The organism is Lacisediminihabitans sp. FW035 (genome assembly GCF_054880895.1).
Genome location: NZ_CM142187.1, coordinates 476,461 through 502,321, shown reverse-complemented (window position 1 = coordinate 502,321; position 25,861 = coordinate 476,461). Strand labels below are relative to the sequence as shown.

General features: G+C 65.1%; 22 protein-coding genes and 2 tRNA genes. 13 read left to right on the top strand and 11 right to left on the bottom strand.

Annotation, left to right across the window (positions count from 1 at the left end):
- The first annotated feature begins 6 nt into the window (after positions 1 to 6).
- Positions 7 to 624, top strand: a complete 618-nt coding sequence (locus ACVXZ4_RS02525) for a TetR family transcriptional regulator (RefSeq protein WP_461796675.1) — start codon at positions 7 to 9, stop codon at positions 622 to 624.
- A 9-nt stretch (positions 625 to 633) separates the two neighbouring features.
- Here the strand turns inward: ACVXZ4_RS02525 and ACVXZ4_RS02520 are convergent, their stop codons facing one another.
- The 3 genes from ACVXZ4_RS02520 to ACVXZ4_RS02510 all read right to left on the bottom strand — a co-directional run bounded on the left by ACVXZ4_RS02520 (position 634) and on the right by ACVXZ4_RS02510 (position 2,418).
- On the bottom strand, positions 634 to 1,002 hold the full coding sequence (locus tag ACVXZ4_RS02520; protein WP_461796674.1) for a VOC family protein: 369 nt from the start codon (positions 1,000 to 1,002) through the stop codon (positions 634 to 636).
- An 81-nt stretch (positions 1,003 to 1,083) separates the two neighbouring features.
- On the bottom strand, positions 1,084 to 1,992 hold the full coding sequence (locus tag ACVXZ4_RS02515) for an NAD(P)-dependent oxidoreductase (protein ID WP_461796673.1): 909 nt from the start codon (positions 1,990 to 1,992) through the stop codon (positions 1,084 to 1,086).
- 78 nt (positions 1,993 to 2,070) lie between these two features.
- Complete coding sequence (locus tag ACVXZ4_RS02510) at positions 2,071 to 2,418, bottom strand: cupin domain-containing protein (RefSeq protein ID WP_461796672.1); 348 nt, start codon at positions 2,416 to 2,418, stop codon at positions 2,071 to 2,073.
- A gap of 219 nt (positions 2,419 to 2,637) precedes the next feature.
- Here ACVXZ4_RS02510 and ACVXZ4_RS02505 point away from each other — a divergent pair, with 219 nt between their 5' ends.
- The 5 genes from ACVXZ4_RS02505 (at position 2,638) to ACVXZ4_RS02485 (ending at position 7,577) form a co-directional block, all read left to right on the top strand.
- Complete coding sequence (locus tag ACVXZ4_RS02505; RefSeq protein WP_461796671.1) at positions 2,638 to 3,126, top strand: CBS domain-containing protein; 489 nt, start codon at positions 2,638 to 2,640, stop codon at positions 3,124 to 3,126.
- Positions 3,123 to 4,409: an ArsB/NhaD family transporter gene (locus ACVXZ4_RS02500; RefSeq protein WP_461796670.1), complete on the top strand. Its 1,287-nt coding sequence runs from the start codon at positions 3,123 to 3,125 to the stop codon at positions 4,407 to 4,409. The genes ACVXZ4_RS02505 and ACVXZ4_RS02500 overlap by 4 nt, the downstream gene beginning before the upstream one ends.
- Positions 4,410 to 4,514: 105 nt before the next feature.
- Positions 4,515 to 5,498 carry a cytochrome c oxidase assembly protein gene (locus ACVXZ4_RS02495; protein WP_461796669.1) on the top strand — a complete coding sequence of 328 codons (984 nt, stop codon included), beginning with the start codon at positions 4,515 to 4,517 and terminating at the stop codon, positions 5,496 to 5,498.
- Entirely contained in the window at positions 5,495 to 6,364 is an 870-nt protein-coding gene (locus ACVXZ4_RS02490; RefSeq protein ID WP_461796668.1) for a cytochrome c biogenesis CcdA family protein, read from the top strand. The genes ACVXZ4_RS02495 and ACVXZ4_RS02490 overlap by 4 nt, the downstream gene beginning before the upstream one ends.
- Complete coding sequence (locus ACVXZ4_RS02485; RefSeq protein ID WP_461796667.1) at positions 6,354 to 7,577, top strand: redoxin domain-containing protein; 1,224 nt, start codon at positions 6,354 to 6,356, stop codon at positions 7,575 to 7,577. Before ACVXZ4_RS02490 ends, ACVXZ4_RS02485 begins: the two co-directional genes overlap by 11 nt.
- Before the next feature lie 17 nt (positions 7,578 to 7,594).
- Here the strand turns inward: ACVXZ4_RS02485 and ACVXZ4_RS02480 are convergent, their stop codons facing one another.
- The gene (locus tag ACVXZ4_RS02480) at positions 7,595 to 9,379 is read right to left on the bottom strand and encodes a chloride channel protein (RefSeq protein ID WP_461796666.1); all 1,785 of its coding nucleotides are present in this window, start codon (positions 9,377 to 9,379) and stop codon (positions 7,595 to 7,597) included.
- Positions 9,380 to 9,859: 480 nt separating this feature from the next.
- Here ACVXZ4_RS02480 and ACVXZ4_RS02475 point away from each other — a divergent pair, with 480 nt between their 5' ends.
- The 5 genes from ACVXZ4_RS02475 to ACVXZ4_RS02455 all read left to right on the top strand — a co-directional run bounded on the left by ACVXZ4_RS02475 (position 9,860) and on the right by ACVXZ4_RS02455 (position 16,520).
- Entirely contained in the window at positions 9,860 to 11,170 is a 1,311-nt protein-coding gene (locus ACVXZ4_RS02475; protein ID WP_461796665.1) for a quaternary amine ABC transporter ATP-binding protein, read from the top strand.
- The gene (locus ACVXZ4_RS02470) at positions 11,167 to 12,096 is read left to right on the top strand and encodes an ABC transporter permease (protein ID WP_461796664.1); all 930 of its coding nucleotides are present in this window, start codon (positions 11,167 to 11,169) and stop codon (positions 12,094 to 12,096) included. The genes ACVXZ4_RS02475 and ACVXZ4_RS02470 overlap by 4 nt, the downstream gene beginning before the upstream one ends.
- A gap of 43 nt (positions 12,097 to 12,139) precedes the next feature.
- Positions 12,140 to 13,042, top strand: coding sequence for a glycine betaine ABC transporter substrate-binding protein (locus ACVXZ4_RS02465; RefSeq protein ID WP_461796663.1), 903 nt, complete (start codon positions 12,140 to 12,142; stop codon positions 13,040 to 13,042).
- Positions 13,043 to 13,367: 325 nt separating this feature from the next.
- Positions 13,368 to 15,914 carry a transglycosylase domain-containing protein gene (locus ACVXZ4_RS02460; protein ID WP_461796662.1) on the top strand — a complete coding sequence of 849 codons (2,547 nt, stop codon included), beginning with the start codon at positions 13,368 to 13,370 and terminating at the stop codon, positions 15,912 to 15,914.
- Positions 15,915 to 16,046: 132 nt separating this feature from the next.
- Positions 16,047 to 16,520, top strand: coding sequence for a MarR family winged helix-turn-helix transcriptional regulator (locus ACVXZ4_RS02455; RefSeq protein WP_461796661.1), 474 nt, complete (start codon positions 16,047 to 16,049; stop codon positions 16,518 to 16,520).
- A gap of 275 nt (positions 16,521 to 16,795) precedes the next feature.
- On the opposite strand, the gene ACVXZ4_RS02450 is transcribed toward ACVXZ4_RS02455, so the two are convergent.
- The 3 genes from ACVXZ4_RS02450 to ACVXZ4_RS02440 form a co-directional block, all read right to left on the bottom strand.
- A complete protein-coding gene (locus tag ACVXZ4_RS02450) occupies positions 16,796 to 17,896 on the bottom strand; it encodes an ABC transporter substrate-binding protein (RefSeq protein ID WP_461796660.1) in 1,101 nt (366 codons plus the stop codon).
- A gap of 63 nt (positions 17,897 to 17,959) precedes the next feature.
- Entirely contained in the window at positions 17,960 to 18,856 is an 897-nt protein-coding gene (locus ACVXZ4_RS02445; RefSeq protein ID WP_461796659.1) for an ABC transporter permease, read from the bottom strand.
- On the bottom strand, positions 18,853 to 19,713 hold the full coding sequence (locus tag ACVXZ4_RS02440; RefSeq protein WP_461796658.1) for an ABC transporter ATP-binding protein: 861 nt from the start codon (positions 19,711 to 19,713) through the stop codon (positions 18,853 to 18,855). The genes ACVXZ4_RS02445 and ACVXZ4_RS02440 overlap by 4 nt, the downstream gene beginning before the upstream one ends.
- A 166-nt stretch (positions 19,714 to 19,879) precedes the next feature.
- On the opposite strand from ACVXZ4_RS02440, the gene ACVXZ4_RS02435 reads away from it, so the two are divergent.
- On the top strand, positions 19,880 to 21,484 hold the full coding sequence (locus ACVXZ4_RS02435; RefSeq protein ID WP_461796657.1) for an ATP-binding protein: 1,605 nt from the start codon (positions 19,880 to 19,882) through the stop codon (positions 21,482 to 21,484).
- A complete protein-coding gene (locus ACVXZ4_RS02430; protein WP_461796656.1) occupies positions 21,481 to 22,185 on the top strand; it encodes a response regulator in 705 nt (234 codons plus the stop codon). The genes ACVXZ4_RS02435 and ACVXZ4_RS02430 overlap by 4 nt, the downstream gene beginning before the upstream one ends.
- A 357-nt stretch (positions 22,186 to 22,542) precedes the next feature.
- On the opposite strand, the gene ACVXZ4_RS02425 is transcribed toward ACVXZ4_RS02430, so the two are convergent.
- The 4 genes from ACVXZ4_RS02425 to ACVXZ4_RS02410 form a co-directional block, all read right to left on the bottom strand.
- A tRNA-Met gene (locus ACVXZ4_RS02425) sits at positions 22,543 to 22,616 on the bottom strand.
- A gap of 27 nt (positions 22,617 to 22,643) precedes the next feature.
- Positions 22,644 to 22,715 (bottom strand) — tRNA-Thr (locus ACVXZ4_RS02420).
- Positions 22,716 to 22,791: 76 nt separating this feature from the next.
- Entirely contained in the window at positions 22,792 to 24,666 is a 1,875-nt protein-coding gene (locus tag ACVXZ4_RS02415; RefSeq protein ID WP_461796655.1) for a glycoside hydrolase family 13 protein, read from the bottom strand.
- 98 nt (positions 24,667 to 24,764) lie between these two features.
- On the bottom strand, positions 24,765 to 25,823 hold the full coding sequence (locus ACVXZ4_RS02410) for a sodium:calcium antiporter (RefSeq protein WP_461796654.1): 1,059 nt from the start codon (positions 25,821 to 25,823) through the stop codon (positions 24,765 to 24,767).
- Positions 25,824 to 25,861: the final 38 nt, after the last annotated feature.

The window sequence follows — 25,861 nt, the reverse complement described above, 5'->3', positions numbered from 1 at the left end:
GTGAGGATGACCGTCGCCCCCGCTTCCCCCCGCCGTGGCCGGGGACGCCCGCCGAGCGTCGATCCCGAGGCGGTGAGCCTGGTGGCACTACGCCTGTTCGACGAGCTCGGGCTCGACGACGTGACGATGGACCAGGTCGCCGATGCCGCAGACGTGAGCAGGCGCACCCTGTTCCGCCTGTTCCCCACCAAGGCATCCATAGTCTGGGGTGGAATGTCCGAGTTCGCCGCCGTTCTCGAGCGGGAGATCGCGGATGCAACAGGCGACGCCGTAGTGCCACTGCTGCACCGAAGCTGGGTCACCGCGATGCACTCGCTCGACTCGGCGACCGAGATCACCCGCCTGAGGCTGAGGATCATCGGCTCATCCGCTGTGGTGCGGGCGTGGGGCTATTCGCAGCTCGAGCAATCAGCCACAGTTCTCGAAGCGCACATCACGAGGCTCGAGAGGCTCGAGACCGGGTCCCTGCGGGCCCGCGTGATCTCTACCGCGCTGCTGGGATCCACCTTCTCGGCGCTCACGTGGTGGGCCGCGGGGGACGATCCCCGCACCCCCGCGGAGATGATCGATGAGAGCTTCGGCGAACTCGAGCGCATCTTCGGCGAGGCTGGCTCCGGGGCTTAGCTCGCCGCGCTAGCGGGAGATCTGCTGCAGCGCCCAGGAGTTGCCGTCGGGATCGCTGAAGTAGGCGTAGCGCACACCGCCCCCGAGGTCGCTGATGGGCGAGACATCCACCCCGGTGCCGAGAAGCGAATCGCGCGCCGCCTCGATGTCGTCGACGACGAGATGGAGCCCGAGCACCGGCCCCGCGCTCGGATCACTGATCCCCACCCCGATCACGATCGAGCACGCCGACCCGGGCGGGGTCAGCTGCACCACGCGCATCCCGTTGCCCGGTTCCACATCGTGGTCGAGGCGGAAACCCACGCGGTCGACGTAGAACTCTCTGCTGCGGTCGACGTCGCTCGAGGGCAGGGGAACAAGTTCCAGGCGCATATCCACGGTGTACTCCTTCGGACGGCTGTTCTCGGCCGGTCGGCCCCGTCAGCGTCCAGCATGGCACTCCCGGCCGCGTCATCCGTCTCATCGCCCGCTGTCGGCCCGCAGAGTGCGGTGCGCTCGCTCCTCCAACAGCTTCGCCGCAAGGAGCTCGCCGTCGACCGGGCCGAAGCGCTCCAGTGCGTCCCGGTGCAGTGTCGCCACGTGCGCGGTGAGGTCGCCGGGCGTTTCGAGGGCCGAGGCGAGGGCGGTCACGGCGTCGAGCTCTTCCACCACCCGGTCGATGCCGAAGGTCGTGAGGTAGTCGCCAGACAGGAGCGCATCGCTGTAGTCCGTGAGAAAGACGCTGCCGCCCGCGCTGGCCGCGAGGGCGTCACGAAGGGAGAGCACATCGAGCCCGGCCGCCTGGCCGAGGAGAAGGGCCTCTGTCACCGCGACGGCCTGGGTGAACCACAGGGTGTTCGCGAGGAGCTTCGTCGTATAGCCCGCCCGGATGTCCGGCCCCATCACGGTGAGAGAGTCGGGCCCGCCGAGCGATTCGAGGATCGGGCGCACTCGCGTGACGGCGTCCGGGCCGCCCCCGACGAAGAACCTGAGGGCTCCGGATACTGCAGAGTCCGGTCCTCCTCCCATGGGCGCGCCGACGCACTCCACCCCGGCGGTGGCCGCCACTACGGCGAGGTCAGCGACGATCCGCGGGTCGGCGCTGGTGAGGTCCAGCCAGCAGGAACCTCGGCGCATCGCCGAGAGAATCCCGTCGGATCCCAGCATCGCACCGGAGAGTTCGCCTCCACCGGGGAGAACGGTGATGAGCGTGTCGACCCGGGACGCGAGCGCCGTGGCCGACACCGCGGGGCGAGCACCGAACTCGCGGGCCGCATCGACGGCGGCCGGGCTCAGATCGAAGACGGACACCTCGAAGCCTGCACCACAGAGCCTCGCCACGATCGGAAGGCCCATGCGGCCGAGGCCGACGACGCCGATGGTGTTCATCGATCCTCCTCCCGGCAGCGCCGGTCCCCTGCTCAATTATCCCGGGAGCAACACCCGCCAGGGCGGATGTCCCGAGCGTCAGCTTCCACCCCTGACGACGTCGACCGATATCTCAACGGCAGGGACGGATCCGCGGTTCTCGAGCCAGTGCAGTGTGTGGTGGTCCTCGGGCCAGCCGAGACCCGGCCCGTACTCCGTGGCGAGGCCATCCCTGTGGTCGGTGATGACGCCCTGCAGCACGTAGACGACTCCCGGCCTCCCCACGTGGTCGTGGACCGGCCCGAAGACGCCGCCGGGCTCGATGGTCACCAGCCGCATCCTCAGCTGTCTTCCGTCCATGCCCGGGATCTCAGACCCGAGGTCGATCGCGGCGAGCAACTCCGTCGCGACCTCGCCTGTCTCCGGCGCCACACCATCATCGGTCACTGCGCTGTCCTCTCCGAAAGGCCGGGCTGGCGATTCCCCGCGGTCGCCCGAGGGGCAGATCGAGCTTTCGAGGCCTGCCGACGTGGGTCGATTATCCCCCTCCGGGAATCGCGCGAACAGGGGCGCGGCACGGACGTCGAGAAGCGGATACGCTCGACGGAGGTGAGCCGGGAAGTCTGGTCGGCATTATTTTGTGCTGCCAACATCGAGGAGGACACCGTGCGCGCATCAGACCTTCAGACCACTTTCCCCCTGGTGGGGCGGGATTCGTCCGCCCTCGAGGCTGCGCGGCTGATTGCCGCGGACCGTCTCGCCGGGCTGGTCGTGGTCGACCGATCAGGTATACCTGCCGCCGTGGTCTCCGCTGTCGATGTCCTCAAACTCATGTTGCCCGGCTATGTACTCGACGACCTGTCTCTCGCCGGGGTCTTCGATGAGGGCGCAGCCGAAGAGGTTTTCGGGCACGCCAAGGACCACACCATCGGCGAACTCCTCGATGACGAAAGCGTGCGTGTCTACGACCTCCTGGTCGTGGAGCCGGATGCCACCATCGTCGAAGTCGCCGCCCGCATGGCCGATGCCCGTGCCCAGGTCGCCCAGGTGAAGGGCGCTGCCGGAGCGCCACCGGTGTTCCTCACCCTCCCTGTCGTGTTAGACGCCGTGCTCGCCCTCTGCTCCCCGCGCCCGAACGGCGAGGACGGCGCGTGACGATTCAGATAGCCCTCGCGCTCGCAGTCTTCATCGGCGCCTATGTGCTGATTGCGACCGAGAAGGTTCCGAGGATCACCGTCGCCCTCGTCGGCGCGGCGCTCATGGTCATCATCGGAGCGACCGACGACCACGGAGTCTTCTTCTCGGAAGACAGCGGAATCGACTGGAACGTCATCTTCCTCCTGCTCGGGATGATGATCATCGTGGGGATCCTTCAGCAGACCGGCGTCTTCGAATTCCTGGCAATCTGGGCCGCCAAACGTGCCCGTGGTCGCCCGTTCGTGATCATGGTCATGCTCGTCGTCATCACGGCAGTGTTATCGGCATTTCTCGACAATGTGACCACAGTGCTGCTGATCGCACCGGTGACGCTGCTGATTTGCGAGCGACTCGCAATGCCCGCGATTCCGTTCCTTATCGCTGAAGTGATGGCGAGCAACATCGGAGGAACGTCGACGTTGATCGGGGATCCCCCCAACATCATCATCGCAAGCCGCGGTGGTCTCACGTTCAACGACTTCGTGATCAACCTCGCCCCGATAGTGGCCATTCTTCTCGTCGTGTTCATCGGATTGTGCTGGCTGATGTTTCGCAAGCAGCTCACCTACGACGCCACAAGGGTCGAGCGAATAATGGCATTGAACGAGAGGGAGGCCATCCGCGATGTTCCCCTCTTGATCAAGTCGCTGGTTGTGCTCGGACTCGTGCTCGCCGGGTTTGTGCTCCATCCGGTAATCGGGCTCGCGCCCGCGATTGTCGCGCTGCTCGGCGCGGGACTGCTCGTGCTCATCACCAAGCTGGAGACCCGCAAGATCTTTGCGGACGTGGAATGGGAAACCCTGCTGTTCTTCGCCGGGCTGTTCATCATGGTCGGTTCTCTGGTGAATCTCGGCGTCATCTCGATGGTCGGGAAGGCCGCAACCGAGGCGGTCGGCGACAACTACTTCGGCGCAGCGACTGGTCTCCTGTTCGGTTCTGCGGTGTTCTCGGGGATCGTGGACAACATCCCCTACGTCGCGACGCTCGCCCCGCTGACGAACGACCTGGTGCAGGCCGGCGGCTCTGCGGCTCACCCGCTGTGGTGGGCGCTGGCGCTGGGTGCGGATCTCGGAGGGAACGCGACGGCGATCGGTGCGAGCGCGAATGTCGTCGTGCTCGGCATCGCAAAGCGCAACGGCCAGCCGATTTCATTCTGGACCTTCACCAAGTACGGACTGATCGTCACGGCGGTCACGGTCAGCCTCTGCCTGCCCTATCTCTGGTTGAGGTACTTCCTGTAAGAGGCGCGGTCAGTGCCCGCCGCGGAGGCGAAACGCAGCATACTCGCGTGTAATCTTGCAATAGTTGCAAAACTACAAGTGAGATTGGGTGAGGCGTGACGGGCAATGGATGACATGACCGGCCCGATGTGGATGCCTCAGCTTCCCCCCACCCTCGCGCGCCTGCTGGCCTGGCATCCGCAGCCGATCCCGATCATCCCCCTGCTCATGGCTGCGCTTCTCGCGCTGTATCTGTTCGGGGTGTGGCGACTGAATCGCCGAGGAATCAGCTGGCCGGCCAGTCGCACCATCTGGTGGACCGCCGGCATCGCGTCCGTTCTGCTCGTTACCGCCACCGGTATCGACGGGTACGGCATGGAGTTGTTCAGCGTGCACATGGTGCAGCACATGACGCTGAGCATGCTGTCGCCAGTGTTCCTCGTGCTGGGGGCCCCGGTGACGCTGCTATTGCGGGCGTTGCCGGCGAAGCCGGGCGGCGGGGTGAACCTTCGCAAGCTGATCCTGCGAGTTCTTCACAGTCGGGTCGCGGGCTTCTTCACCCATCCGGTGGTGACCATCACACTGTTCCTGATGAGCCTTTACGGCCTCTACTTCACCCCCGCCTTCGATTTCCTGATGGGCTCGATGTGGGGCCACAATGTCATGCTCCTCCACTTCCTGGCCATCGGGATGCTCTATTTCTGGGGAGTCATGGGAGTCGATCCGTCGCCCCGACAAGCGAGGAGAGGGATGCGCCGGCTGAGTGCTCCGGTGCTGCGCATCTTCGAACTCTTCATCACAGTGCCGTTCCATGCGTTCTTCGGCGTGATCGTGATGATGTCGGTCGACCTCATCGTGCACTTCTACGCGACTCCGAATACGTCCTGGGGCGTGAACCCCCTTGCCGACCAGGCGCTGGGTGGGGGCATCGCCTGGGGCTTCACGGAGCTGCCAACCCTCATCGTGCTCGGCGTGCTCTTCCTGCAGTGGCAGCGGTCTGAAAAACGCCACGAGCGCACCGCCGACCGCAAGGCGGACTCTGACGGCGATGCCGAGCGCGTCGCCTACAACGAGTACCTCACGTCCCTCGCCCGACGGCAATCACGGTGACGCCCGCGGCATCCATCGCCTATGCCTTCACCCTCGGTCTCATCGCCGCTGTGAACCCGTGCGGTTTCCCGCTGCTGCCGGGCTATCTGGCGCTTTTCGCCCGGCGAGAAACTCGGAGCGGGTGGGGTCCGCGCACGATCGCGGCCCTCGCGGCGGGGGGCTGCGTCACCCTCGGATTCATCGCCGTGTTCGCGACGGTCGGACTGCTCGCGTCGGCCGGGGTGCAGCTGGTCGTCGATGCGGCACCGTGGTTCATGATCGTCGTCGGGGTGTCCCTCGCCGTCCTCGGAACGGCGGGACTGTTCGGTCGCCAGGCGAGGATCGCCGTGCCGGTGATGCGCTTCCGCTCCGGCACCGGGGCGATCGCGATGGCCGGTTTCGGCGTCGCGTACGCGGTCGGTTCCCTCACCTGCGCTCTTCCCCTGTTCATCGCGGGGGTCGCCGGCACGTTCACCCGACTCGGCCTGGTCGCCGGCGTCGCGACCTTTGTGGCCTACGCACTCGGGATGGGCGCTCTCGTCACCGGCCTCGGCCTGATCGCCGCCCACGCGAGTGGCGGACTGGTGCGGACACTGCGCCGCGCGGGCCGACTGATACCGACTCTCGCCAACGCCCTGGAGGCGCTCGTCGGCGTGTACCTGATCGACTATTGGGTGACCGAGCTTGTCGACCCGCTGTCGACCACGGCGGCAAGCCGGGCCGTCGCAACGATTCAGGGTGCCGTCAATGGCGCGCTCTCGGATTTTCCCCTCCTCATCGGCTGCGCACTGGCCATGACGGTGCTCGCCGGTTTCGCGGTCGCCGCAGTGTCCACCCGACACCGACCGGCGCCAGCCAGAATGGAGAACGACCCCGATGGACACTGAGACCGGCCCGAGAAAAGGGCCGAAGGCCAACACCGGGTCCGGCTGGATCCTCTGGGTCACCACCGGCAGCGTGCTCGCCCTTGCCCTGGTGGTCTTGCTCATCGTCGCCCTGGTTCCGGGGCCGCCCACGTCGTCGCCGACCACGGCGGCGGATGCTTCGGCCGGGATCGGCCGACCCGCGGCCTCGCTGCTCGAACTCGCCGATCTCGGGGTGAGTCACACCGCGATGCCGGACTTCGCCCTCATCGACCAGCGCGGCAAGCCCCTCACCCTCACGCAATTCGCGGGGCGCGTCGTGGTACTCAGCTTCAACGACGACGAGTGCGAGGATCTCTGCACCCTGCTCGCCCAGGACGTCGCGGCCGCCGACCGCGACCTCGGACCGCTCGCCAAACACGTGGCGTTCGTGTCGATCAACGCGAACCCGTACCACCCGTCGGTGGCCGACGTGAAGACCTGGACCGATGATCACGGCCTCGGGTCGGCTTCCAACTGGTACTTCGGTACCGGCTCGGCCGCGACCCTCGCCGCGGTAGCGACGAAGTACGGCGTGCCGATCGCCCTTGACGCGAAGGCGAGGACCGTGGAGCACGGGACCCAGCTGTTCTTCATCGACCCGAAAGGCATCCAGTCGCAGGTCGGCGGCTTCGGTGCCGGGTCGGCGAGCACCGCCCTCTTCGCTCACGCCATGGCCGAACTGGCCGTCTCGCTCCTGCCGGCGAGCATCCGCGGACCGATCGGCGGTCCCGCCATCACGACCGCAGTGCACCACTCTGCCCATCTCGGCGACACCCCGACTCCCGCCCGGCTTCCTTCGCTCGGCGAACCGTCCTCAATGGTCGGCACGGCACCCTCGACCGGAAAGTACGAGGTGATCAACTTCTGGGCAAGCACCTGTACCGCGTGCGTTCAAGAACTCCCCCAGCTCCAGTCGGAGTTCGCAAAGGACGGCAGCGGGGTGACGTTCACGGGAATCGATGTCTCGGACGCTACGGGTTCCGGGCTCGCCTTCGCCGCGCGCGCCGGTGTCACCTATCCACTGGCCGCCGACCGCGACGGCAGCCTCGCCGGCAGGTTCCAGATCACCGGCTTGCCCTACACGGTGATCCTGGACCCGGCCGGGTCGGTGGTGGTGCGGCATCCCGGAGCCTTCACCGCGGAGCAGCTCGAATACGTGCTCGATACCTTCGACCCGGCTCTGGGACGGCCGTGACCCCCCTCGACGCTGGGCTAGCGTTCGCCCGCGAGCGCGCGAAGCACCACGTTCTGGCCGAGCCAGCCGCGAAGCGCGCCTGCCTCGTCGACCACGGGGACGCCGTCGTTGTCGGCTGCGGCGAGGACGGTGTCCAGCGCTCCATCGAGAGTGGCCCCGGGCCGCACCGTGTCCGAGAGCTCGCAGAGGCCTGCGACGGTGAGCGAGGATGAGTCGTCGTCGTTCGCCAGGGCGTCGGCGACGGCCCGCACGGTCAATACCCCCGCGAAGTCACCGCCCGCCGTCGTCACCGGCAGCGCCGGTCGACCCGATGCGATGAGAAGTCCCGCACCGTGGCTCGCGAGAGTGTCCTCCGGAATAGTGTCGGACGAGACCATGACGTCACGAACGTGCAGGGAGTGCAGAGCGGTGTTTGCCGGCGCCGTGCCGATATTGACCCCTCGTCGGCGCAGCTTGAGTGTGTAGATCGTGTCTGCGGTGAGCGCACGCGAGACCCCTGTCGACACGATGATCGCCAAGAGGAGCGGCAGGATGATGCTGTACTCCCCCGTGAGCTCGAAGAGGATGATCCCGGCGGTGATCGGCGCTCGGGTCGCCCCGGCGAAGACGGCCCCCATGCCGACCAGAGCGAAGGCTCCGGGCTGACCGGCAAGGCTCGGGATGACCGAACCGACGATATCGCCGAACGCCGCGCCGAGCATGGCGCCGATGAACAGCGAGGGGGCGAACACGCCGCCGGATCCGCCGATTCCAATGGTGAGGCTCGTCGCGATGATCTTGGCAACCAGCAGCAGCATGAGCATGCCCACGGCGTACCCACCCATCACGCTCTTCTCGAGCACGGGGTAGCCGACGCCGTACATCTGCGGGATGGCGAAAAGCAATAGCCCGAGCAAGAGCCCACCGGCCACCGGTCGAAGCCATTCCGGGCCGTGCCAGGCCCAGTCGCAGAAGTCCTCGATGGCATAGAGCACCCGGGTGAAGCCGACGCCGACGAGTCCCGCGAACAGGCCGAGGATCGCGAACAGCGCGAGATGAGAGGGGTTCGTGACGGTGAAGGTCGGCAGGGTCAGGAAGGGATGATCGCCAAGCAACGATCGGCCAACCACCGATGCCGTGATCGATGCAAGCATCACTGCGCCGAAAGACGTCGCCGCGAAGTCCCGAAGAAGCAGTTCGAGGGCGAAGAACACACCCGCGATCGGAGCGTTGAAGGTAGCGGCGATCCCGCCTGCCGCTCCGCAGGCGACCAGCGTGCGGACTCGAGATTCGGGCATCCGCATGAGTCGCGCCAGGGTCGAGCCCATCGCCGACCCGATCTGCACGATAGGACCTTCGCGCCCGACCGATCCGCCGGATCCGATCGTGATCGCCGAAGCCAATGCCTTGACCACCGCGACCCTTCCCGGAATCCGACCACCGCGCTTCGACACGGCATACATCACCTCTGGCACTCCGTGGCCGCGCGCCTCGCGGGCGAAGCGGTCGACCAGCGGTCCGTAGAGCAATCCACCGACGGCGGGGGCGAAGATGACGAACGCACCGCCGAGCCACGGGATCCAGGGGTTGGCGGGATGTCCCACCGACGAGGAGTAATCCTGGGTGCCGGTGAACACGAAGGTCGCTGCCGAAACGAGCCACCGGAAGCCGACAGCAGCGAGGCCGGCTCCTCCGCCCACGATGACCGCGGGCAGCACCAGTTGCAGCGAGGCAACCCCAAGGCGGTCGCCAAGCGGCTTCAGGGCAGCCGAGAACCGAAAGACGGGCTCGGCCCATCGCGCTCGCACAGATGCCACAATCACTTCACTTCCCGTATCGATGCAACAATTGCATCTATGCACAGATAACCGTAGCACGGAGCGGGTTCGGGAGCCGTCGAGCGCCCCATCCGCTCGCCAAGGTAACAAAGCTGCAACTACTTGAAAGGGCGCTGGATCCCTGAAATCACGGGAAGGGATCCCGGTCGCGGCACGGGAAGGGGCACCGATTCCGGGCCCGCGCCCGACGGCCGAGCCACGGATGTTGCTAGCCTCGTGGTGGCCGTTTTGGCCAGTAGAGCCCAGTCCGCGCTCCCGTTCCATGTTTTCGTGGGATGCCAACGTATGGTCTGGCGTCGTCGGTGCTGCCCCATGGCGGCACCATCGTGACACTCCGATCGCACCGGTGAAACCCGTCGCCGCTGCTTGATGTGGGAGTACACCTGGCGTGCCCACGACCCGGTCGATAACACATGAGCCGCGTTCGAGATCTGGTGGATCGCGAACGCGCGTCTGGAGAAGCCCGTGTCAGATTCAATAGCAGTGAAGGCGAAAAGCCTCTACAAAGTCTTCGGACGCAAACCCCGCGAAAGCATCAAGCGACTTCAGAGCGGAGCCTCGCGCGACTCACTCGGAAGCGGTACCACCGTCGCCGTCATCGACTCGTCCTTCGAGGTCAAGCGCGGTGAGATCTTCGTGGTGATGGGGCTGTCCGGCTCTGGCAAGTCCACGCTCATCCGGATGCTCAACGGGCTGGTCGAGCCCACCGCCGGATCGGTGTCCATCAACGGCATCGACATCACTGGCGCGGACGCCGCTCAATTGCGCGACGTGCGCCGGCGGAGCATCTCGATGGTGTTCCAGCATTTCGCCCTCCTTCCGCACCGCACCGTGCTCGACAACGCCGCGTTCGCACTCGAGGTGCAGGGAGTCCCACTGGTTGAGCGTCGGGAGCGCGCCCTCGCTGTCGTCAAGCGAGTCGGCCTCGAGGGCTGGGAAGACAAGCTCCCCGGCCAGTTGTCCGGGGGAATGCAGCAGCGCGTCGGCCTGGCGCGGGCACTCGCCGCGGACACAGAGATCCTGCTCATGGATGAGGCGTTCTCGGCGCTGGACCCGCTCATCCGTCGGGAGATGCAAGAGCAGCTCGTCGAACTCCAGGCGGAGTTCGGCAAGACCATCATCTTCATCACCCACGATCTCAACGAAGCCATGTTCCTCGGCGACCGGATCGCGGTCATGCGGGACGGTCGTATCGTGCAGGTGGGGACCCCCGAGGACATTCTCACCGATCCGGCCAACGACTACGTGGCCCAGTTCGTCAAGGATGTCGACCGTGCTCGCGTACTCACTGCCGCCAGCGTCATGGAGCCCGTCCGTGCCCTGATCTCTTCTACCGCAGGCCCCCGCGCCGCCCTCCGGGTGATGCGGGACCTGCAGACCTCGACGGTCTTCGTCGTCGGTGAGGGACGTCGATTCCTCGGCGTCGTCCGTGATCGCGACGTGATGCGGCTGGTGAAGAACTCCGAGACCGACCTCGCCCCCATCGTGCGTCCCGTGGGGTCGGTCACCGGCGCGACCGCCCTGTCCGAGCTGTTCGAGGCCGCCGTGGAGAGCTCCCTGCCCGTCGCGGTCACCGATGCCAAGGAACGACTGCTCGGCGTCGTGCCCCGGGTGACGCTGCTCGGCGCGCTCGGGAACGTACCGCCATCGACCGGAGAGATCCAGTTGGTCGAACCGCCGTCCACCATCCCCATAGATGTCATCACCGAGACGCTTCTTGCCACCGCACAGCGTCCCAACGGCGTCTTCGAGAACGCTGAAGGAGAATCCAAGTGAACGGCTTCCGCATCCCCGTCGGAGACTGGGTGACCACCGTCGTCGACTTCATCACCCTCCACTTCGCCGGATTCTTCGACCTCATTTCCGGGGCCTTCGGCGGGCTCTACGACGGTCTCGACTACGCCCTCTCCACCCCGCCATTCTGGGTGATCCTGATTGTTCTCGTCGCCATCTCGGTGTTCGCCAAAGGCTGGCGCTTCGGTGCCGGAGCGGCGGTCGGACTACTGTTGATCGCTGGCCTCAACCAGTGGGAGAACGCGATGGACACCCTCGCGCTCACCCTCGTTGCCGCGTTCGTCGCCGTGGTGATCAGCATCCCGATCGGCATCTGGGCGGCACGATCCGACACGGTGTCGTCCATCCTCAAGCCCGTGCTCGATTTCCTGCAGACCATGCCGGTTTTCGTCTACCTGATTCCGGCGATCATCCTCTTCGGTATCGGCGCCGTTCCCGGCATCGTCGCGTCGATCGCCTTCGCCATGGCCCCGGGAGTGCGTTTCACCGAGTTGGGCATCCGCGGGGTGGATCGGGAGGTCATCGAGGCCGGTCACGCCTTCGGGGCCTCCCCCGGGCGCATCCTCCTCCAGATCCAGTTGCCCCTGGCCCGCCCCACGATTATGGCCGGCATCAACCAGGTCATCATGCTCTCCCTGTCGATGGTCGTCATCGCGAGCATGGTGGGGGCGGATGGACTCGGCAGGGACATCATCCAGGCGTTGAGCAGAATCGATGTCGGCCTCGGAGCCGAAGCCGGCTTGTCGGTGGTCATCCTCGCCATCCTTCTCGATCGTCTCACCGCCTCGCTCGGCGGGGCGCGACGAGGCCCACGTCGCTTGTTCCCCCAGAATTCGACCGTCGATGAGTCGGTCGAAAACCCGCCGAGCTCGGCGCCGGCCACCCCGGCAGTCCCGAGCACGGCATAACCCAATCTCCCGGACCACAGCTTCGGGAAGAAAAGGAATCACCATGAATAAGCGTCTCCTCGCGGCAATCGCCGTGGCAGCAATCACACTGGTCGGCGTCTCCGCGTGCGCGTCGACGACCGGGTCGGGATCGTCATCCGGCCCATCGAACGGCGACAAGGCAGATCTCAGTATCGGAGTCTTCAATGGCTGGCCAGAGGGCGAGGCGGCCTCGTACCTCTGGAAGTCGATCCTGGAGAAGAAGGGGTATTCGGTGGAATTGAAGTACGCCGACGCCGGCCCGGTCTTCGCTGGGGTGAGCACGGGCGCCTACGACCTCGCCCTCGACGGCTGGCTGCCCACTACCCATGCCTCCTACATGAAGAAGTACGGCGACAAGATCACCGACCTCGGCGCCTGGAACTCCGATGCCAAGCTCACCGTCGCGGTGAACGAGGACGCCCCGATCGACTCCCTGGACCAGTTGGCAGCGAACGCCGGCAAGTTCGGTAACCGCATCGTCGGTATCGAGCCGGGCGCCGGCCTCACCGCTGCCGTCACCGACAAGGTCATCCCGGAGTATGGACTCGAGAAGATGAAGTTCGTCACCTCGTCTACTCCCGCGATGCTCGCGGAGCTCAAGTCCGCGACCAGCAAGGGCGAGAACATCGCGGTGACCCTGTGGCGCCCGCAATGGGCCTATGACGCCTTCCCGATCAAGGACCTCAAGGACCCGAAGGGCACTCTCGGCACGTCGGAGTCCATCCACTCCCTGGCGAGCACCTCTTTCTCGGCTGATTATCCGAAGCTGGCCGGATGGATCAAGGGCTTCACACTCCCGTCGAAGCTGCTGTTCTCGCTCGAGAACGACATGTACAACGTCGAGGGATCGGTTGACGACTACACCCCCATCGTCGAGAAGTGGATCGCGAAGAACAAGTCCTACGTCGATGGACTGACGAAGTAGCGCAGTCGAGGTCGCGGAATGCCGGGGATTCCCGGCGTTCCGCGCCGACCGGCACACTCTGCCCAGCCCTCGCTGAGCCATTCAGGCAAAATGTGTAAACTAGCAATAGTTGTATCGCTGCACTAATCTCCTTCCCTCACCCGAGATCCATGGCGCCGCCAAGGGAAGTCTCGTCGGCATTGCCCGAAAGGTCGCTCGATGAAACCTGTCTCCGAAATTCGGCCCGTCTTCGAGGGCGTGACAGCTGGCTCGAAAGCCAGCCGCCGGAGACCTGCTCGGCATCCGGCTCGGTCGCTTCCCGTACTGGCCCGCGGGATGAATGCCAATGAATGACGTTCGGCAGGCCGTGATGGGGTGGCTGGGGATTGTCGGCTTGGGAATCCTGGCCGGAGTGCTCGTCACGGTGATGGTTCTTCCCGCCGTGATCGTGCCGAGCCGCGCATCGGCGGCGGCCATCTCGATTTTCGAGAACCTCCCCGACTCCATTACTATCGGGCGCCTCTCCCAGCAGAACGAGATCTTCGCCACTCGCGATGGTGCGCCAGTCAAGATCGCTACAGTCTTCGACCAGGACCGGGAGATCGTCGCCTGGGACAGCGTGTCGGAATTCGTGAAGGATGCCCTCGTGGCGGGTGAGGACCAGCGGTTCTACGAACACGGCGGGGTGGATCTCAAGTCCATCGCCCGAGCCGCCGCCGGAAATGTCGCCAACCAGGCCATCACGAGCGGAAGCTCGACTATCGACATGCAGCTGGTGAAGAACATTCTGGTCCAGCGCGCGGTCAAGATCGAGGATCCGACCGCGAGAGCGAAGGCCTACACTGCGGCGATCACCGATACCTTCTCCCGCAAGCTCCGCGAGATGAAACTGGCCATCGGTCTCGACAAGGCGTATTCAAAGCAGGAGATCTTGCTCGGTTATCTCAATATCGTTGGATTCGGCGGCAATACCTATGGCATCCAGGCCGCGTCCGACAAGTACTTCAGCGTCAGCGCGAAAGACGTGACGCTCGCGCAAGCAGCGAGTCTCATCGCGATCGTGCAGCAGCCTTCGCTGCAGAATCTGGGCAATCCCGCACACTATCCGGCCAATAAGGTACGCCGCGACCAGATTCTCGCGGACATGCTCGACCAGGGCTACATCACGGAGTCCCAGTACCAGAGTGCCCTGTCGACAAAGATCGAAGATGAGGTCGCGCTGAGCCCCGACAGGAACGGGTGCCTGTATGCCGCCGACGCCAAATTCGCCTGCGACTACGTGACCCGGTTGGTGCCCACGCTTGCGGCGCTCGGGAGCGACGCCGCAGAACGGGAAGCGAATTGGGCGCGCGGCGGCTACAAGTTGTACACCAGCATCGACCTCGCCCAGCAGGATGTCGCTACCGCATCGCTCAGGCGGAATGCACCGGCATCGGAAACCCGTTTCGCCCTGGGTGCGTCTGCCGTCTCTGTTCAGCCGGGGACTGGACGGATACTCGTCATGGCCCAGAACAAGGCGTTCGACAATTCGGCACTAGGCGGTGGATCCGCCAAGACCGCCGTCAATTTCAGCACCGACAAGGCGTACGGGGGATCCTCTGGATTCCAGACCGGTTCGACGTACAAGCTGTTCACCCTCACCGATTGGCTGCAAAACGGTCATGGCCTGAACGAGTACGTGAACGGGAGCGTCCGCACCTTCCAACAATCCTCGTTCCAGGCTTCGTGCTCGAAGCCATTCGTCGGAAGCTATCGCCCGCGAAACGACTCGCCCAACGAGGGCGGCTACATGTCAGTGCTCAGGGCGACTCAGAATTCTGTGAACGTCGCGTTCATGACCATGGCCCAACAGCTGGACCTGTGTGACATCCGTGCGGATGCGACAGCCATGGGTGTACACCGAGCCGACGGGAAGCAACTCGTAGTGACGCCGTCCTCCGTGCTCGGCGTCAACGAGATCGCACCGCTCAGCATGGCCGGAGCGATCGCGACCATCGGCGCGGGGGGCATGTTCTGCACCCCGGTCATCATCGACAGGATCGTGGACGGAGAGGGGGCGAGTCTGCCAGGGCAGGGCAAGGCCTGCAGCACAGCAATGTCACCCGAGGTCGCGAGCACGGTCGCTTTCGCGCTGGCCACTGTGATGAAGTCGGGAACAGGAACGCACGGCAACCCGCGCGATGGCGTCCCCGTTGTCGGCAAGACCGGAACCACCGATACAGCCGACCAGAACTGGCTCATCGGCACCACTACAAAGGTCGCATTGGCGGTTTGGGTGGGGAACATATCGGGGCACCAGGACCTCAGGCGCATCTCGGTGGCCGGCACCAACGGGTACAACACGAAGTTCAACATATTTCGAACGACGCTGGCGTCCCTGAACAGCGATTCCCGATATCGCGGTGAGGCCTTCCCTGTGCCCGACCCGGCACTCCTCGTCGGGGAGGGCGTGCTGGTTCCGAACATGACCGGATACTCGTCGACCGAGATGAAGGCCGCCCTGTCCAGTCGGGGGTTGAGGCTCCTCGACGGCGGAGAGGTCGCTGCGGGTCTCCCCGGCGGGCAGGTCGCACGCACGTCGCCCGCGGCCGGCACTCGCGTGTCCAAGGGCGCGACGGTGACCGTGTACACCAGTGATGGCTCGCTTGCCATCAGCATGCCCGATGAGATCGGCAGGTCGAAGAAGGCAGCCGTGGAGGATCTGGTCAGTCACGGTTTCTCCTCTGACAAGATCACTTTCTCCTGGAAAGCCACCTCGAGCAACCCGTGTCGAGTGAGCGCGAGCGCGCCCGCCGCTGGGGCGCCGACCGCCATCGATTCGGGCGTGACGCTCACCATCCAGACCGGGGATCCGCAGTCCGGCGGCACAGCTCCGGCCGGCGCGTGTGGGTGAGCGCCGGGGGTATCGAGTCCGTAGCGCTTCTGCGATACGAGAACGAGCGACCCGAGCAGCCGGCGTGTAGCCTTGCAAATGTTGCTGGCGTGCAGGTGCCACCGGTGACTTGGTTCGCAAGACAGGAGAGCGGTGAAGGACACATCCCGGCTCAGGCGGCAGACCACCGACTCGATTTTGACGGCGTCCCGCGCCCTGCTCGGAGTCGTCGCCCGGTCGGTTTCGCCCGCCCTCGAGTTCGTCTCCCTCCCACAATTCCGCGTGCTGGTTGTTCTGACGAGCGGTGGACCGCTTCGAATGGGCAGCCTGGCCGAGAGACTCAGCGCAAACTCATCCACCTTCAGCCGCTCGATCGACCGGATGGTGATCGGCGGCTGGGTTCAACGATCACCCAGCCCCGATAGCCGGCGAGAAGTGCTCATCAGTGCCACGGACGCCGGGCGCGCCCTTGTCGATGAGGTCACCGAGAGGCGCCGACTCGCGATCTCCGAGATCCTTTCCCGGATGACCCCCGAAGACCAGAAATCCGTAGTCCAAGCGCTTGAGGTCTTTTCCACGGCGGCGAGCGAACCCGCCGTTGAGGATCTGCTCACGCTGGGACTGTAGCGACCCGACGACCGCTCCGCCTGCGCTGCGTTGCCATCAGCCCCCTGGGCAGGGGGCCTGCGCCGACCGTGAGATGTCGGCGGAATCACAGTCGCTCTCTCCGCAGCCCGCCAGCTCTACTGAAAGGCGGATTTGGCAAGAGAAGGGTGTCGATGGTCCCGATTCTGGTACGGACAGCGCTGCCGATGCGGCGCTTTCCTGACTCGTCTGGTTGCGCAGAACGGCCCCCGCAGTGTCCACTGTGGGCACTTCGGGGGCCGCGACTCGGCAGAGGATCAGCCCTGTGCGCCTGCGGCGGCTGTGGTCGGTGTGATGCCCAGTTGCTTGAGCGCGACTTGCACGTACGAGTTGGTGAACGTGTCCGTGTACGAGATCTTCGAGGTGTCCACGCCGATCGCGTTCTCCATCTGGAACACCGTCTTCGGGCCACCGACCGGCATCAGCCCGTCCGGAAGGAACTGGCCGTAGTCCTGCTCCAGGCCCTTCACATAGTCCGCCTTCGAGATCGTCGAATTCTGCACGAACGACTGGGGGAGCTTGTCGGCCACGTCCTGAGCGGTGTGAGTGTGCATCCAGTGCATGGTCGCGGTCAGCGCGGTGACGACCTTCTGCACGACGGCCTTGTGAGAGTTGACCCAGGACTCCTGAGCCAGTAGGCCCGCGGCTGGCCAGGCCCCGCCGAGCGCTGACTTCGCGCCTTTCGTGCTCGCGAGGTCGATCGACGAGGTGGCGATCTTCTGCGACTCGAGAGCTCCGACAGTGGGCTGCGTGGTCATCACGCAATCCGCGCTGCCCCGCTGCAGAGCCGCGATCGCGGTGGCTCCGGCATGAACGACGACGGTGCTGTAGTCGGTCTTCTTCACCCCCGCCTTCGAGGCGATGAATTGGGTGAGCTCGTCCGTTCCTGAGCCGAGGTCGGTCACACCGACGCTCTTGCCCTTGAGGTCCGCCCCCGACTTGACGTTCGACTTCGGGGTGCACATGATGCGTTCACCCGGTGCCCCGGAGAGCTGGATCAGGTTGATGACCTTCTTGCCCTTCGACTGGAAATCGATCGCGTGGATGTACCAGGCACCCGAGAGATCCACCGAGCCGGAGACCATGGCCTCTTCCGCTCCGACACCGCCGTTCTGTTCGGTGGAGAGTTGCATGTCGACGCCGTACTTCTTGTAGTAGCCGAGGCTCTCTGCCAGCTGGTAGGGAAGGTAGATCTGCTTGTCGATGCCTCCGACCATCATCTTGACTACCGGGAGGGCCGCGCTCGAACCGGGGTTCGAGCTCGAGGCCGACGGAGTGCTGCTACTGCAACCGGCGAGCCCCAGCGACACTGCTGCTGCTGATGCTGCGACTACAGCGACGATGCTGCGCTTGTTCATCTTGTGTGATTCCTTTCGTGGTGCCGGAGGGATTCCGGCTGACTTGGTGGGAGAGACAGAAACTCAGATTGCCTGCGCCTCGGAGCGCGACGGCGGACGCCACTTGAGCACCGCCTTTTCGAGCAGGGTGATGAAGTATTCGGCCCCGAGGGTGACAACGGCCATGATGACCATGCACGCGAACACCGTGTTCGGGTCGAAATGTCCCTGCGCCTGGCTGATGATGAGCCCGATGCCCTTTTGTGCCCCCAGCACCTCGGCGACCAGTGCGCCGATGATGGCGAAACCGAACGCGGTGTGCAGGCTGGCGATGATCCATGTCATCGCGGACGGAATGGTCACGTGCCGTGCGATCTGCAGCGGGGACGCGCCGAGAACACGCACGTTGGCGACCAGGTTCTGGTCGACTTCGCGCACACCCTGGTAGGCGTTGAAGAACACTGCAAAGAACACGAGAACTGCGGCGAGCAGGATCTTGGGAAAGATCCCCAGACCGAAGGCCACGATGAAGATCGATCCGAGCACGATGCGCGGAACTGAATTGAGCACCTTGATGTAGGGATTCAGCACGTCCGACAGGTACCGGTTCGAGCCGAGCAGGATGCCGACGATGATTCCGGCGATGGTCCCGACGAGGAAGCCATAGAGCGCCTCCTGCACGGTGACCCAGATGTTGTCCCAGATCGACCCGAACGCGGTGCCCTCGGTGAACAGTGTCACGAGGCTGTTCCAAATATCGCTCGGTCGACCGTAGAAGAATTTGTCGACCCATCCGATCGCCGTGAACGACTGCCATCCGCCGAGCACGACGATGATGACGAGCGCACGACCGACCCACACCCAGGTGGTGCGACGCTGACGAGCCCGACGGGCGGACTCCCTCAACGACGCTTCCGAGTCGAATTGGGGGATCGTGTCCGAGACACCCTGGATCGCGGTCTCCTGCCTGAGCACGCTCACGCTGCCACCGCCGATGAGAGCTGGTACGCGCGAGTGACTTCGTCGCGCAACGACTCCCAGATCTGACCTTGGATCTCTTGGAATCGCGGTTCGTGGCGCAGCGTCTGCACGTCTCCCCGCGGGCGTGGAAGGTCGATGTCGAAGACGTCTTTCACGGTGCCGGGGCTGCTGGTCATGATGACGACGCGATCAGACAGCGTCACCGCCTCGTCGAGGTCATGGGTGATGAAGAGCACCGAGGGGCGCAATTCCTCCCAGAGTTGTAGCAACTCCGACTGCATGATCGCCTTCGTCTGCACGTCGAGCGCGCCGAAGGGTTCGTCCATGAGCAGGATGCGGGGCCGGTTGATCAGCGCGGCGGCCATCGCGACCCGTTTGCGCATTCCGCCGGAGAGTTGGTGCGGATAGCGATCTTCGAAGCCGGCCAGGCCGACCCGCCGCACCCAGTCCAGGGAGAGCTTTGTCGCCTCCGTCTTGGACGTGCCGAGCAGGATCGGACCCATCATCACATTGCCGAGCACAGTCTTCCAGGGAAAGAGGGAGTCCGCCTGGAACATGTAGCTCACCCCGTCGGTGATCCCGTCGACGCGCTGGCCGCCCACCAGAACGGATCCCTCGCTCGGCTGTTCCAGGCCGGAGACCTGGGCGAGGGTCGTGGACTTGCCGCACCCAGTAGGGCCGACGATGGCGCAGAACTGCCCGGGTTCCACGGTGAGGGTCACGTCTTTGATCGCCGTGAAGGTCTCGCCCTTCGGGGTGAGGTACCGCTTGGTCAGGCCGACGATTTCGATGCGAGCCGCATCGTCCATGCCGCCGACGCCGACCCGTCGTGGTTGGGGAGAAGGGGGAGTACGCATGCGCTGAAGACCTCTCTGTCTGTGTAGTGCGTGTTTCAGGAAGACTGCGCGCGCACCCCCACCGCCGTCGCGCTTGTGCGCCATTCGCCTGTTAAGCGCATTGCGGGGACTTTCGCGCATTCTGCGCACGTGCGGGTTCACGGCGGCGCAGCGATAATGAAGCGTGATGCGACGACGGATCAGGCGGCTCTCCAGCCAGATCTTCCTCGCGCAGTTAGTGATTCTCGTCGGCTCGCTCGCCGTGGGATTCGTGCTCTTCGCCACCACCGCTCGTGCGAATCTCGATCACGAGTACCAGTCACGGGCTGCCGCAATCGCCCAGGCTTTCGCGGAGAATCCTTCAGTTCAGGACTGCATGGCGACGGAGGATCGCGGCTGCCAGCCGATGTTGCAGCGAGTGGCCTCGGCGACCGCCCAGCGCACCGGTGCTTCCTATGTCGTGCTCATCGATATGCAACGGGTGCGCCACAGCCACCCCAACCCCGAGCTCATCGGCAAGCCCGTCTCCGAACCCATCGTCGCACTGGACGGAAAGGCGCACCTCGGGGTGGACGCGGGGGCCACCGGAGTGAACGCGAGTGCGCGCGTTCCGCTGTATTCCGAAGCGGGAACCTTGATTGGCGAGGTCTCGGTGGGCATTCGTGAAAGCTCGGTCTCGAGCGAGCTGCTCGCTCAACTTCCCACCTATGCCATCTGGGTCGCCGCGGTGCTCGCGATCGGCGCACTCGCGTCGTTCGGCCTCGCCACACTGCTGAAGCGGCGCACTTTCGGTCTCGAGCTCGACGAAGTGGCCCGCCTGTTCCAGGAGCGCGAGGCGACCCTGCACGGTATTCGGGAGGGCGTGATCGCCGTCGATACCGCCGGGCGCATAACTGTGATCAACGACGAGGCTCGACGCCTGCTCGGACTGCCCTCTGACTCCCTTGATCGCCCGCTTGCCGAGGTGCTCGGTGAGGGTCCGCTCTCCGAGGCACTCACGGGCAGCTCCGTCGTGACGGACGCCATCGTGATCACCGACGACTACTGCTTGGTGATCAATCGGATGCCCGTCATCCTCGGCGGGCGGCCCCACGGCTCCGTCGTCACCCTTCAGGACCGCACGAATCTCGAGGCGCTCACCCGCGAGCTGGATGGCGCACGCAACTTCACCGAGTCGATCCGGGCGCAGCAACACGAGTTCGCAAACCGGCTGCACGCCATTGCAGGCCTCTTGGAACTCGAACGACCGGGTGAGGCTCTCGCCTACATCGAAGAGATCCGGGGAAGCACCGCCGACTTCGACCAGTCGCTGCGCAGCTATATCGAGGCTCCGCAGATCGTCGGGCTGCTACTGGGGAAGGCTGCTGAAGCTCACGAGCGCGGAATCGACTTCGTCATCGCTCCCGAAACCCGGCTGAGCGAGGCACCGGGACACGTGCAGGCCCTCACCACCATCCTCGGCAATCTGATCGACAATGCCTTCGATGCTCTCTCGGAGAGCCGCCCGCCTCGCCGGGTCTCGGTGAGCGTCGTTGAGGCGCCAGAGTCGCTGGTGCTGTCGGTCAGCGACAACGGCCCCGGGCTTCCCGATGGCGCCATTCCTCAGATATTCAGCAACGGCTACACGACCAAACGGGGGTCGGTGGTCCGCCACATCGGGCTGGGCCTCTCCCTCGTGGAGAAGACTGTCAGCAGGTTCGACGGATCGATCACCGTGTCGGAGGGACCCGGCGCCACCTTCACCGTGGTCTTGCCGCTCGCCCCCGTGGCCGTGGCACCGGTGCGGTCATGACCCCCGATCCCACGACCGTGCTGGTGGTCGATGACGACTTCCGGGTCGCGTCGCTTCACGAGGCATTCGTGCAACGCATCGAGGGCTTCACCGTGGTGGGTAAGGCGCACACTTCGGCCGAGGCTCTCCACCTTTCGTCGACGCTGCGCCCAGATCTCGTACTGATGGACATCTACCTACCCGATGTGGACGGGCTGCGCACCCTTCAGGAAATGCTCCAGTGGCCTTCCCCTCCGGCCGCGATGGTGATCTCGGCCGCCAACGATGTGTTGAATGTGCGTTCGGCCCTGCGACTGGGAGTGACTCACTATCTCGTCAAACCGTTCAGTTTCGCGCAGCTCGCAGAACGGCTGACCGCGTTCCGGGACGCCTCTGCGCACATCGACGAGCTGACCGACGAGGCGACGCAGGTCGATATCAATCACATTTTCGACCTGATGCGGCCGACCACGGCTCCCCTACGTACGGAGCTCAGTCGGCTGGCCCCGACCCTTCAGGGCGTGTACGACGCACTGAACTCCAGCGACACGCCGTTGTCGGCCACCGACATCGCTGAGGGGCTCGGAATGAGCCGCGCAACGGCACAACGCTCCCTCACACAGCTCGAACAGAGCGGGGCGATCACGCTCGAACTCCGCTACGGCCGCACCGGTCGACCAGAGCACCGCTATACGATCCGTCGTCGTACGGACGGGCGATGAGCGCACACGTTGCTGTCCCGCGCCCGGACCCGTGGGGTGAGGGCGAATCCGTACCAGTCTCGCTTGAGCAACTCGGGCTTACGGGTTCGTGCGGAAGAACCATTTCAGGGAACCCAGGCCACCCGTCCACGGCTATGCGTTTGTCCGCGGATTGGATCTGCGAGATCACCCCGATGCCTATCCTCGATTTCCGCAATGATCACCGCAGGTACTTCACTTCCCCGCGTAGCGATGGCCTCATGAAGGGTGTCCACGAAATGATCAGCTCAGCGGAGGCCGATCAAAGCGGCGACGTGGTCGCGTGCGGGATCGGAATTGACGAGACATTCTGCTTCTGACCAGCACTTTTAGCGAAGGTAGCGGGAGCGGGACTTGAACCCGCGACACCACGATTATGAGCCGTGTGCTCTAACCACCTGAGCTACCCCGCCGGGCTGCATCCGAGTGAAGGATGCGCGAGCCCCCTGTGGGAATCGGACCCACTACCTCTTCCTTACCAAGGAAGTGCTCTACCAATGAGCTAAGGGGGCGAAAGCAGCGCGCACGAATGCGCGGCCGTTTTGGCACCGTTAGAGAATAGCATCCGGGAGGGGGCCTCCCGCGCCGCTATTCGAGCGCGAGGATCATGCCCGGCTCGAAGAAGTCGGGAAGGGTGATGCCCGGCAGCTCGAAGGCACCGAATGCCGGTCCGGATCCGCTCAGCCTCAGGCCCTCCGGAGTCTGCACCGCACCCATCTCCCCGAAGAGCGTCACCGGCAACCCGGCGACCGCGTGGGGTGCGAGGGTCACGTCGAAATCGTCGCGGGCGGCCACCACGAGCACACTCTGCCCGGCCGACTCCCGCACGAACACCAGCACCTCGTCCCCCGCGTACAGCCAGCGGATGCCACCGGTGCTGAGCGCCGGGTGGGAGGTGCGGAGGTGGATGAGCCGCGAATAGAGAGAGATCGTGCCGGCGGCTGCCGCCTCGGTGCCCCAGGGCATCGGCGTGCGAGACTCCTCGCCATCAGATCCGGTAAGACCGAACTCGTCGCCGGCGAACACGACGGGGATTCCCGGAAGGGTGACCGAGAGCCCGAAGGCCACGGGCACGGTGCCCTGCCGCGCGTGGGTGAGGAAGCGCGGGGTGTCGTGGGTGTCGAGCGCGTTCATATTGTGGAGCCGTACCCGCCACGGGAAGGCCGCGGTGAAGCGGATGTGGGCCGCGTGCACCTGCGTTCCCGTATAGCTGGGGATCGTTCCGAGAGCCATTCCGATGCCGCCGGGGGCGAGGCTTCCGGGCTCGGAGAGCCAGCCCCACACCGGGCGCGTGAAGTTGGCATAGGTCATCGCGCCGTGCCAGGCATCGCCGGGGAAGTCGCTCGCGGCGTCGTTGGTCGACTCCCCCAGCAGGATCGTGTCTGTCTTCGTCGCCACCATCGTGCGGCGGATCGTGCGGCGCACCTCCTGGTTGAGGTCCTGCTCGAGGTAACGGCCGGTCATGTTGGAGACGTCGATGCGCCAGCCGTCGAGGTTGTAGGGCTCGCCGAGCCACTTGGCGACCACCGAATCGGGGCCGTCGATGAACCGGCGGCGCAGCTCGGCCGAGTTCCAGTTGAACTTGGGAAGGCTCGGCACCCCGAGCCACGACACGTAGCGCTCCTGCTGCGCATCCAGCCAGTAGTAGAACTCGCTCTCCGCTGCACCCGGAGTGAGGTGGGATGCCCGGAACCATTCGTGCGCGTCACCGCTGTGGTTGGAGGTGAGATCGCCGATCACCTTCAGACCCTTTGCGTGGGCGGCTTCGATCAGCGCGACGAGCGCCTCGTCTCCGCCGAGCAGCGGATCCACCTCGGCGAACGAGAGCGCGTCGTAGCGATGGTTGGACTGCGCCGGAAAGACCGGCGTGAGGTAGATGAGCGTCACGCCGAGCGCGACGAGATGGTCGAGGTGCTCGGCGATGCCGGCAAGGTCGCCGCCGTAGAACTGGCGCGGGGTGTCCGCGCCCACGTAGATCACGTCATCAGTCCACTCGGCCGGTTCGGCCCAGTCGGGCAGTTCACGGGCGGATGCCGCCGCCGACCGGGCGAAGCGGTCGGGGAAGATCTGGTACATCACCGTCGACGACGACCAGTCCGGCGCGGCCGGGTAGGTCACCAGCCGGAAGTCCTCGGAGTCGAGAGTCTCGATCGCGTGGATGCCCGTGGCGTTCAGCCACGCCGAGCTCCCGTCGGCGAGCGAGAGCAGCCAGCGATACCCGTGCACCGGGTTCTCGATCTCGATCTCCGCCTCCCACCACTCCCAGCCGTCGACATCCGCAACGGGCGAAGCCACGGCGAACCGCGGTTCGTGGTCCGGATTGGAGCGGGTGTGCACGGCGATGACCGGTCCGAGGTCCTGCGGGATGCGGATGCGCACCCGCACGTGGTCGCCGAGCGCCGGCGCGGCATCCGAGACATAGAGGGGAGAACCGTCGTGGTGCGGCTCGTGCACGATGCCCATGGTGATCCTTTTGCGCGACGCGGAGGGCGGTGGGGCTCCGCAGGTTAGTGCAGAAACTACCGCAGCGGCGTTACAGCCCGATTACGACGGCAGGTCGGTCATCCACTCGTGATCGAGACAAGCCCAAGGATACCCACCGCGTAGAGGACGACCACAGTGAGCGAGTCGATACCCATGCCGAGGATCCGTCGGGACGGTCGAAAGATCAAACCGACGACGTAGACCAGAGTGAGCAGCACAGCTAGAGCGGTGAGGTAGATGTCGCTGGGGTTGGCGTGGGACAGCACCGACTTCCCCGAGATGATCGTCGCGACCAGGAAGAGAACAGGCAGGAAAGCGTTCCCCCCGAAGATGTCGCTCATCGCCAGGTTGTCGTCGCCCTGCTTCACGGCCTGAAGCCCGGTGGAGATCTCGGGCAGAGATGTCGCCAAGGCTAGGAAAGTCGCCCCGAAGAATACCCCGGATAAACCGATCTGCGACGACGCGGCATCACCCGCCCGCTCGAGCACCACACCCGCGACGAGCGTGGCCAGGGCGGAGACCACGAACACAATGGCAGCTTTGGTCACACTCATCTTCTTGTCCGGAGTGTGGCGTCGATGTCCGCGGGGATGCGGAGACGAGCCCGGTGACGACCCATCCTCGTGCCACGGTAGGTGTGAGCCGGAGCGTTTCACCAGAAACAGGCCGACGATCCAGAGGGCGGCAATGGCGAGTACATCCGGCGTGACCCGCGCGACCACGAGCGCGGCGGGAAGCTGGCTGCCCGCGACGACGACACTCAGAACCGCGACGACGACCACCGCCTCGAGCACCAACGTCAGGGAAGCGGCCCGGTAGGTCAGCGGCCGCACTCCTTTTCCCCTCCGTCCGAAGAGATCGAGGATCGCCAGTACGACTGTTTGCATCGCGATGCCGCCCAGAATGTTACCCGTCGCTATCTCGATCTTCCCGGACAGAGCCGCGCTGACCGTGATGGCGATCTCGGGGAGATTTGTGGCGACCGCGAGAACGATCAATCCGCCGAGGGCACTGCCGAGGTGCAGTCGGCTATCAAGGACGTCCGTCGTTTTGGACAGTTGGATACCCGCCACCCAGATCACGGCCGCTCCCGCGACGAAGATCAGCACCAGCAGCCAGAGGGGCGAAGAGTTCACGTATGCAGACAGTACGCTTTCCGTCACTCCTACGCGCG

Bases quoted from the DNA above. Each gene is read 5' to 3' on its own strand.
- ACVXZ4_RS02525 (WP_461796675.1), top strand. From the start codon at position 7: ATGACCGTCGCCCCCGCTTCCCCCCGCCGTGGCCGGGGACGCCCGCCG.
- ACVXZ4_RS02515 (WP_461796673.1), bottom strand. From the start codon at position 1,992: ATGAACACCATCGGCGTCGTCGGCCTCGGCCGCATGGGCCTTCCGATC.
- ACVXZ4_RS02495 (WP_461796669.1), top strand. From the start codon at position 4,515: ATGGATGACATGACCGGCCCGATGTGGATGCCTCAGCTTCCCCCCACC.
- ACVXZ4_RS02485 (WP_461796667.1), top strand. From the start codon at position 6,354: ATGGACACTGAGACCGGCCCGAGAAAAGGGCCGAAGGCCAACACCGGG.
- ACVXZ4_RS02465 (WP_461796663.1), top strand. From the start codon at position 12,140: ATGAATAAGCGTCTCCTCGCGGCAATCGCCGTGGCAGCAATCACACTG.
- ACVXZ4_RS02460 (WP_461796662.1), top strand. From the start codon at position 13,368: ATGAATGACGTTCGGCAGGCCGTGATGGGGTGGCTGGGGATTGTCGGC.
- ACVXZ4_RS02450 (WP_461796660.1), bottom strand. From the start codon at position 17,896: ATGAACAAGCGCAGCATCGTCGCTGTAGTCGCAGCATCAGCAGCAGCA.
- ACVXZ4_RS02440 (WP_461796658.1), bottom strand. From the start codon at position 19,713: ATGCGTACTCCCCCTTCTCCCCAACCACGACGGGTCGGCGTCGGCGGC.
- ACVXZ4_RS02435 (WP_461796657.1), top strand. From the start codon at position 19,880: ATGCGACGACGGATCAGGCGGCTCTCCAGCCAGATCTTCCTCGCGCAG.
- ACVXZ4_RS02430 (WP_461796656.1), top strand. From the start codon at position 21,481: ATGACCCCCGATCCCACGACCGTGCTGGTGGTCGATGACGACTTCCGG.
- ACVXZ4_RS02415 (WP_461796655.1), bottom strand. From the start codon at position 24,666: ATGGGCATCGTGCACGAGCCGCACCACGACGGTTCTCCCCTCTATGTC.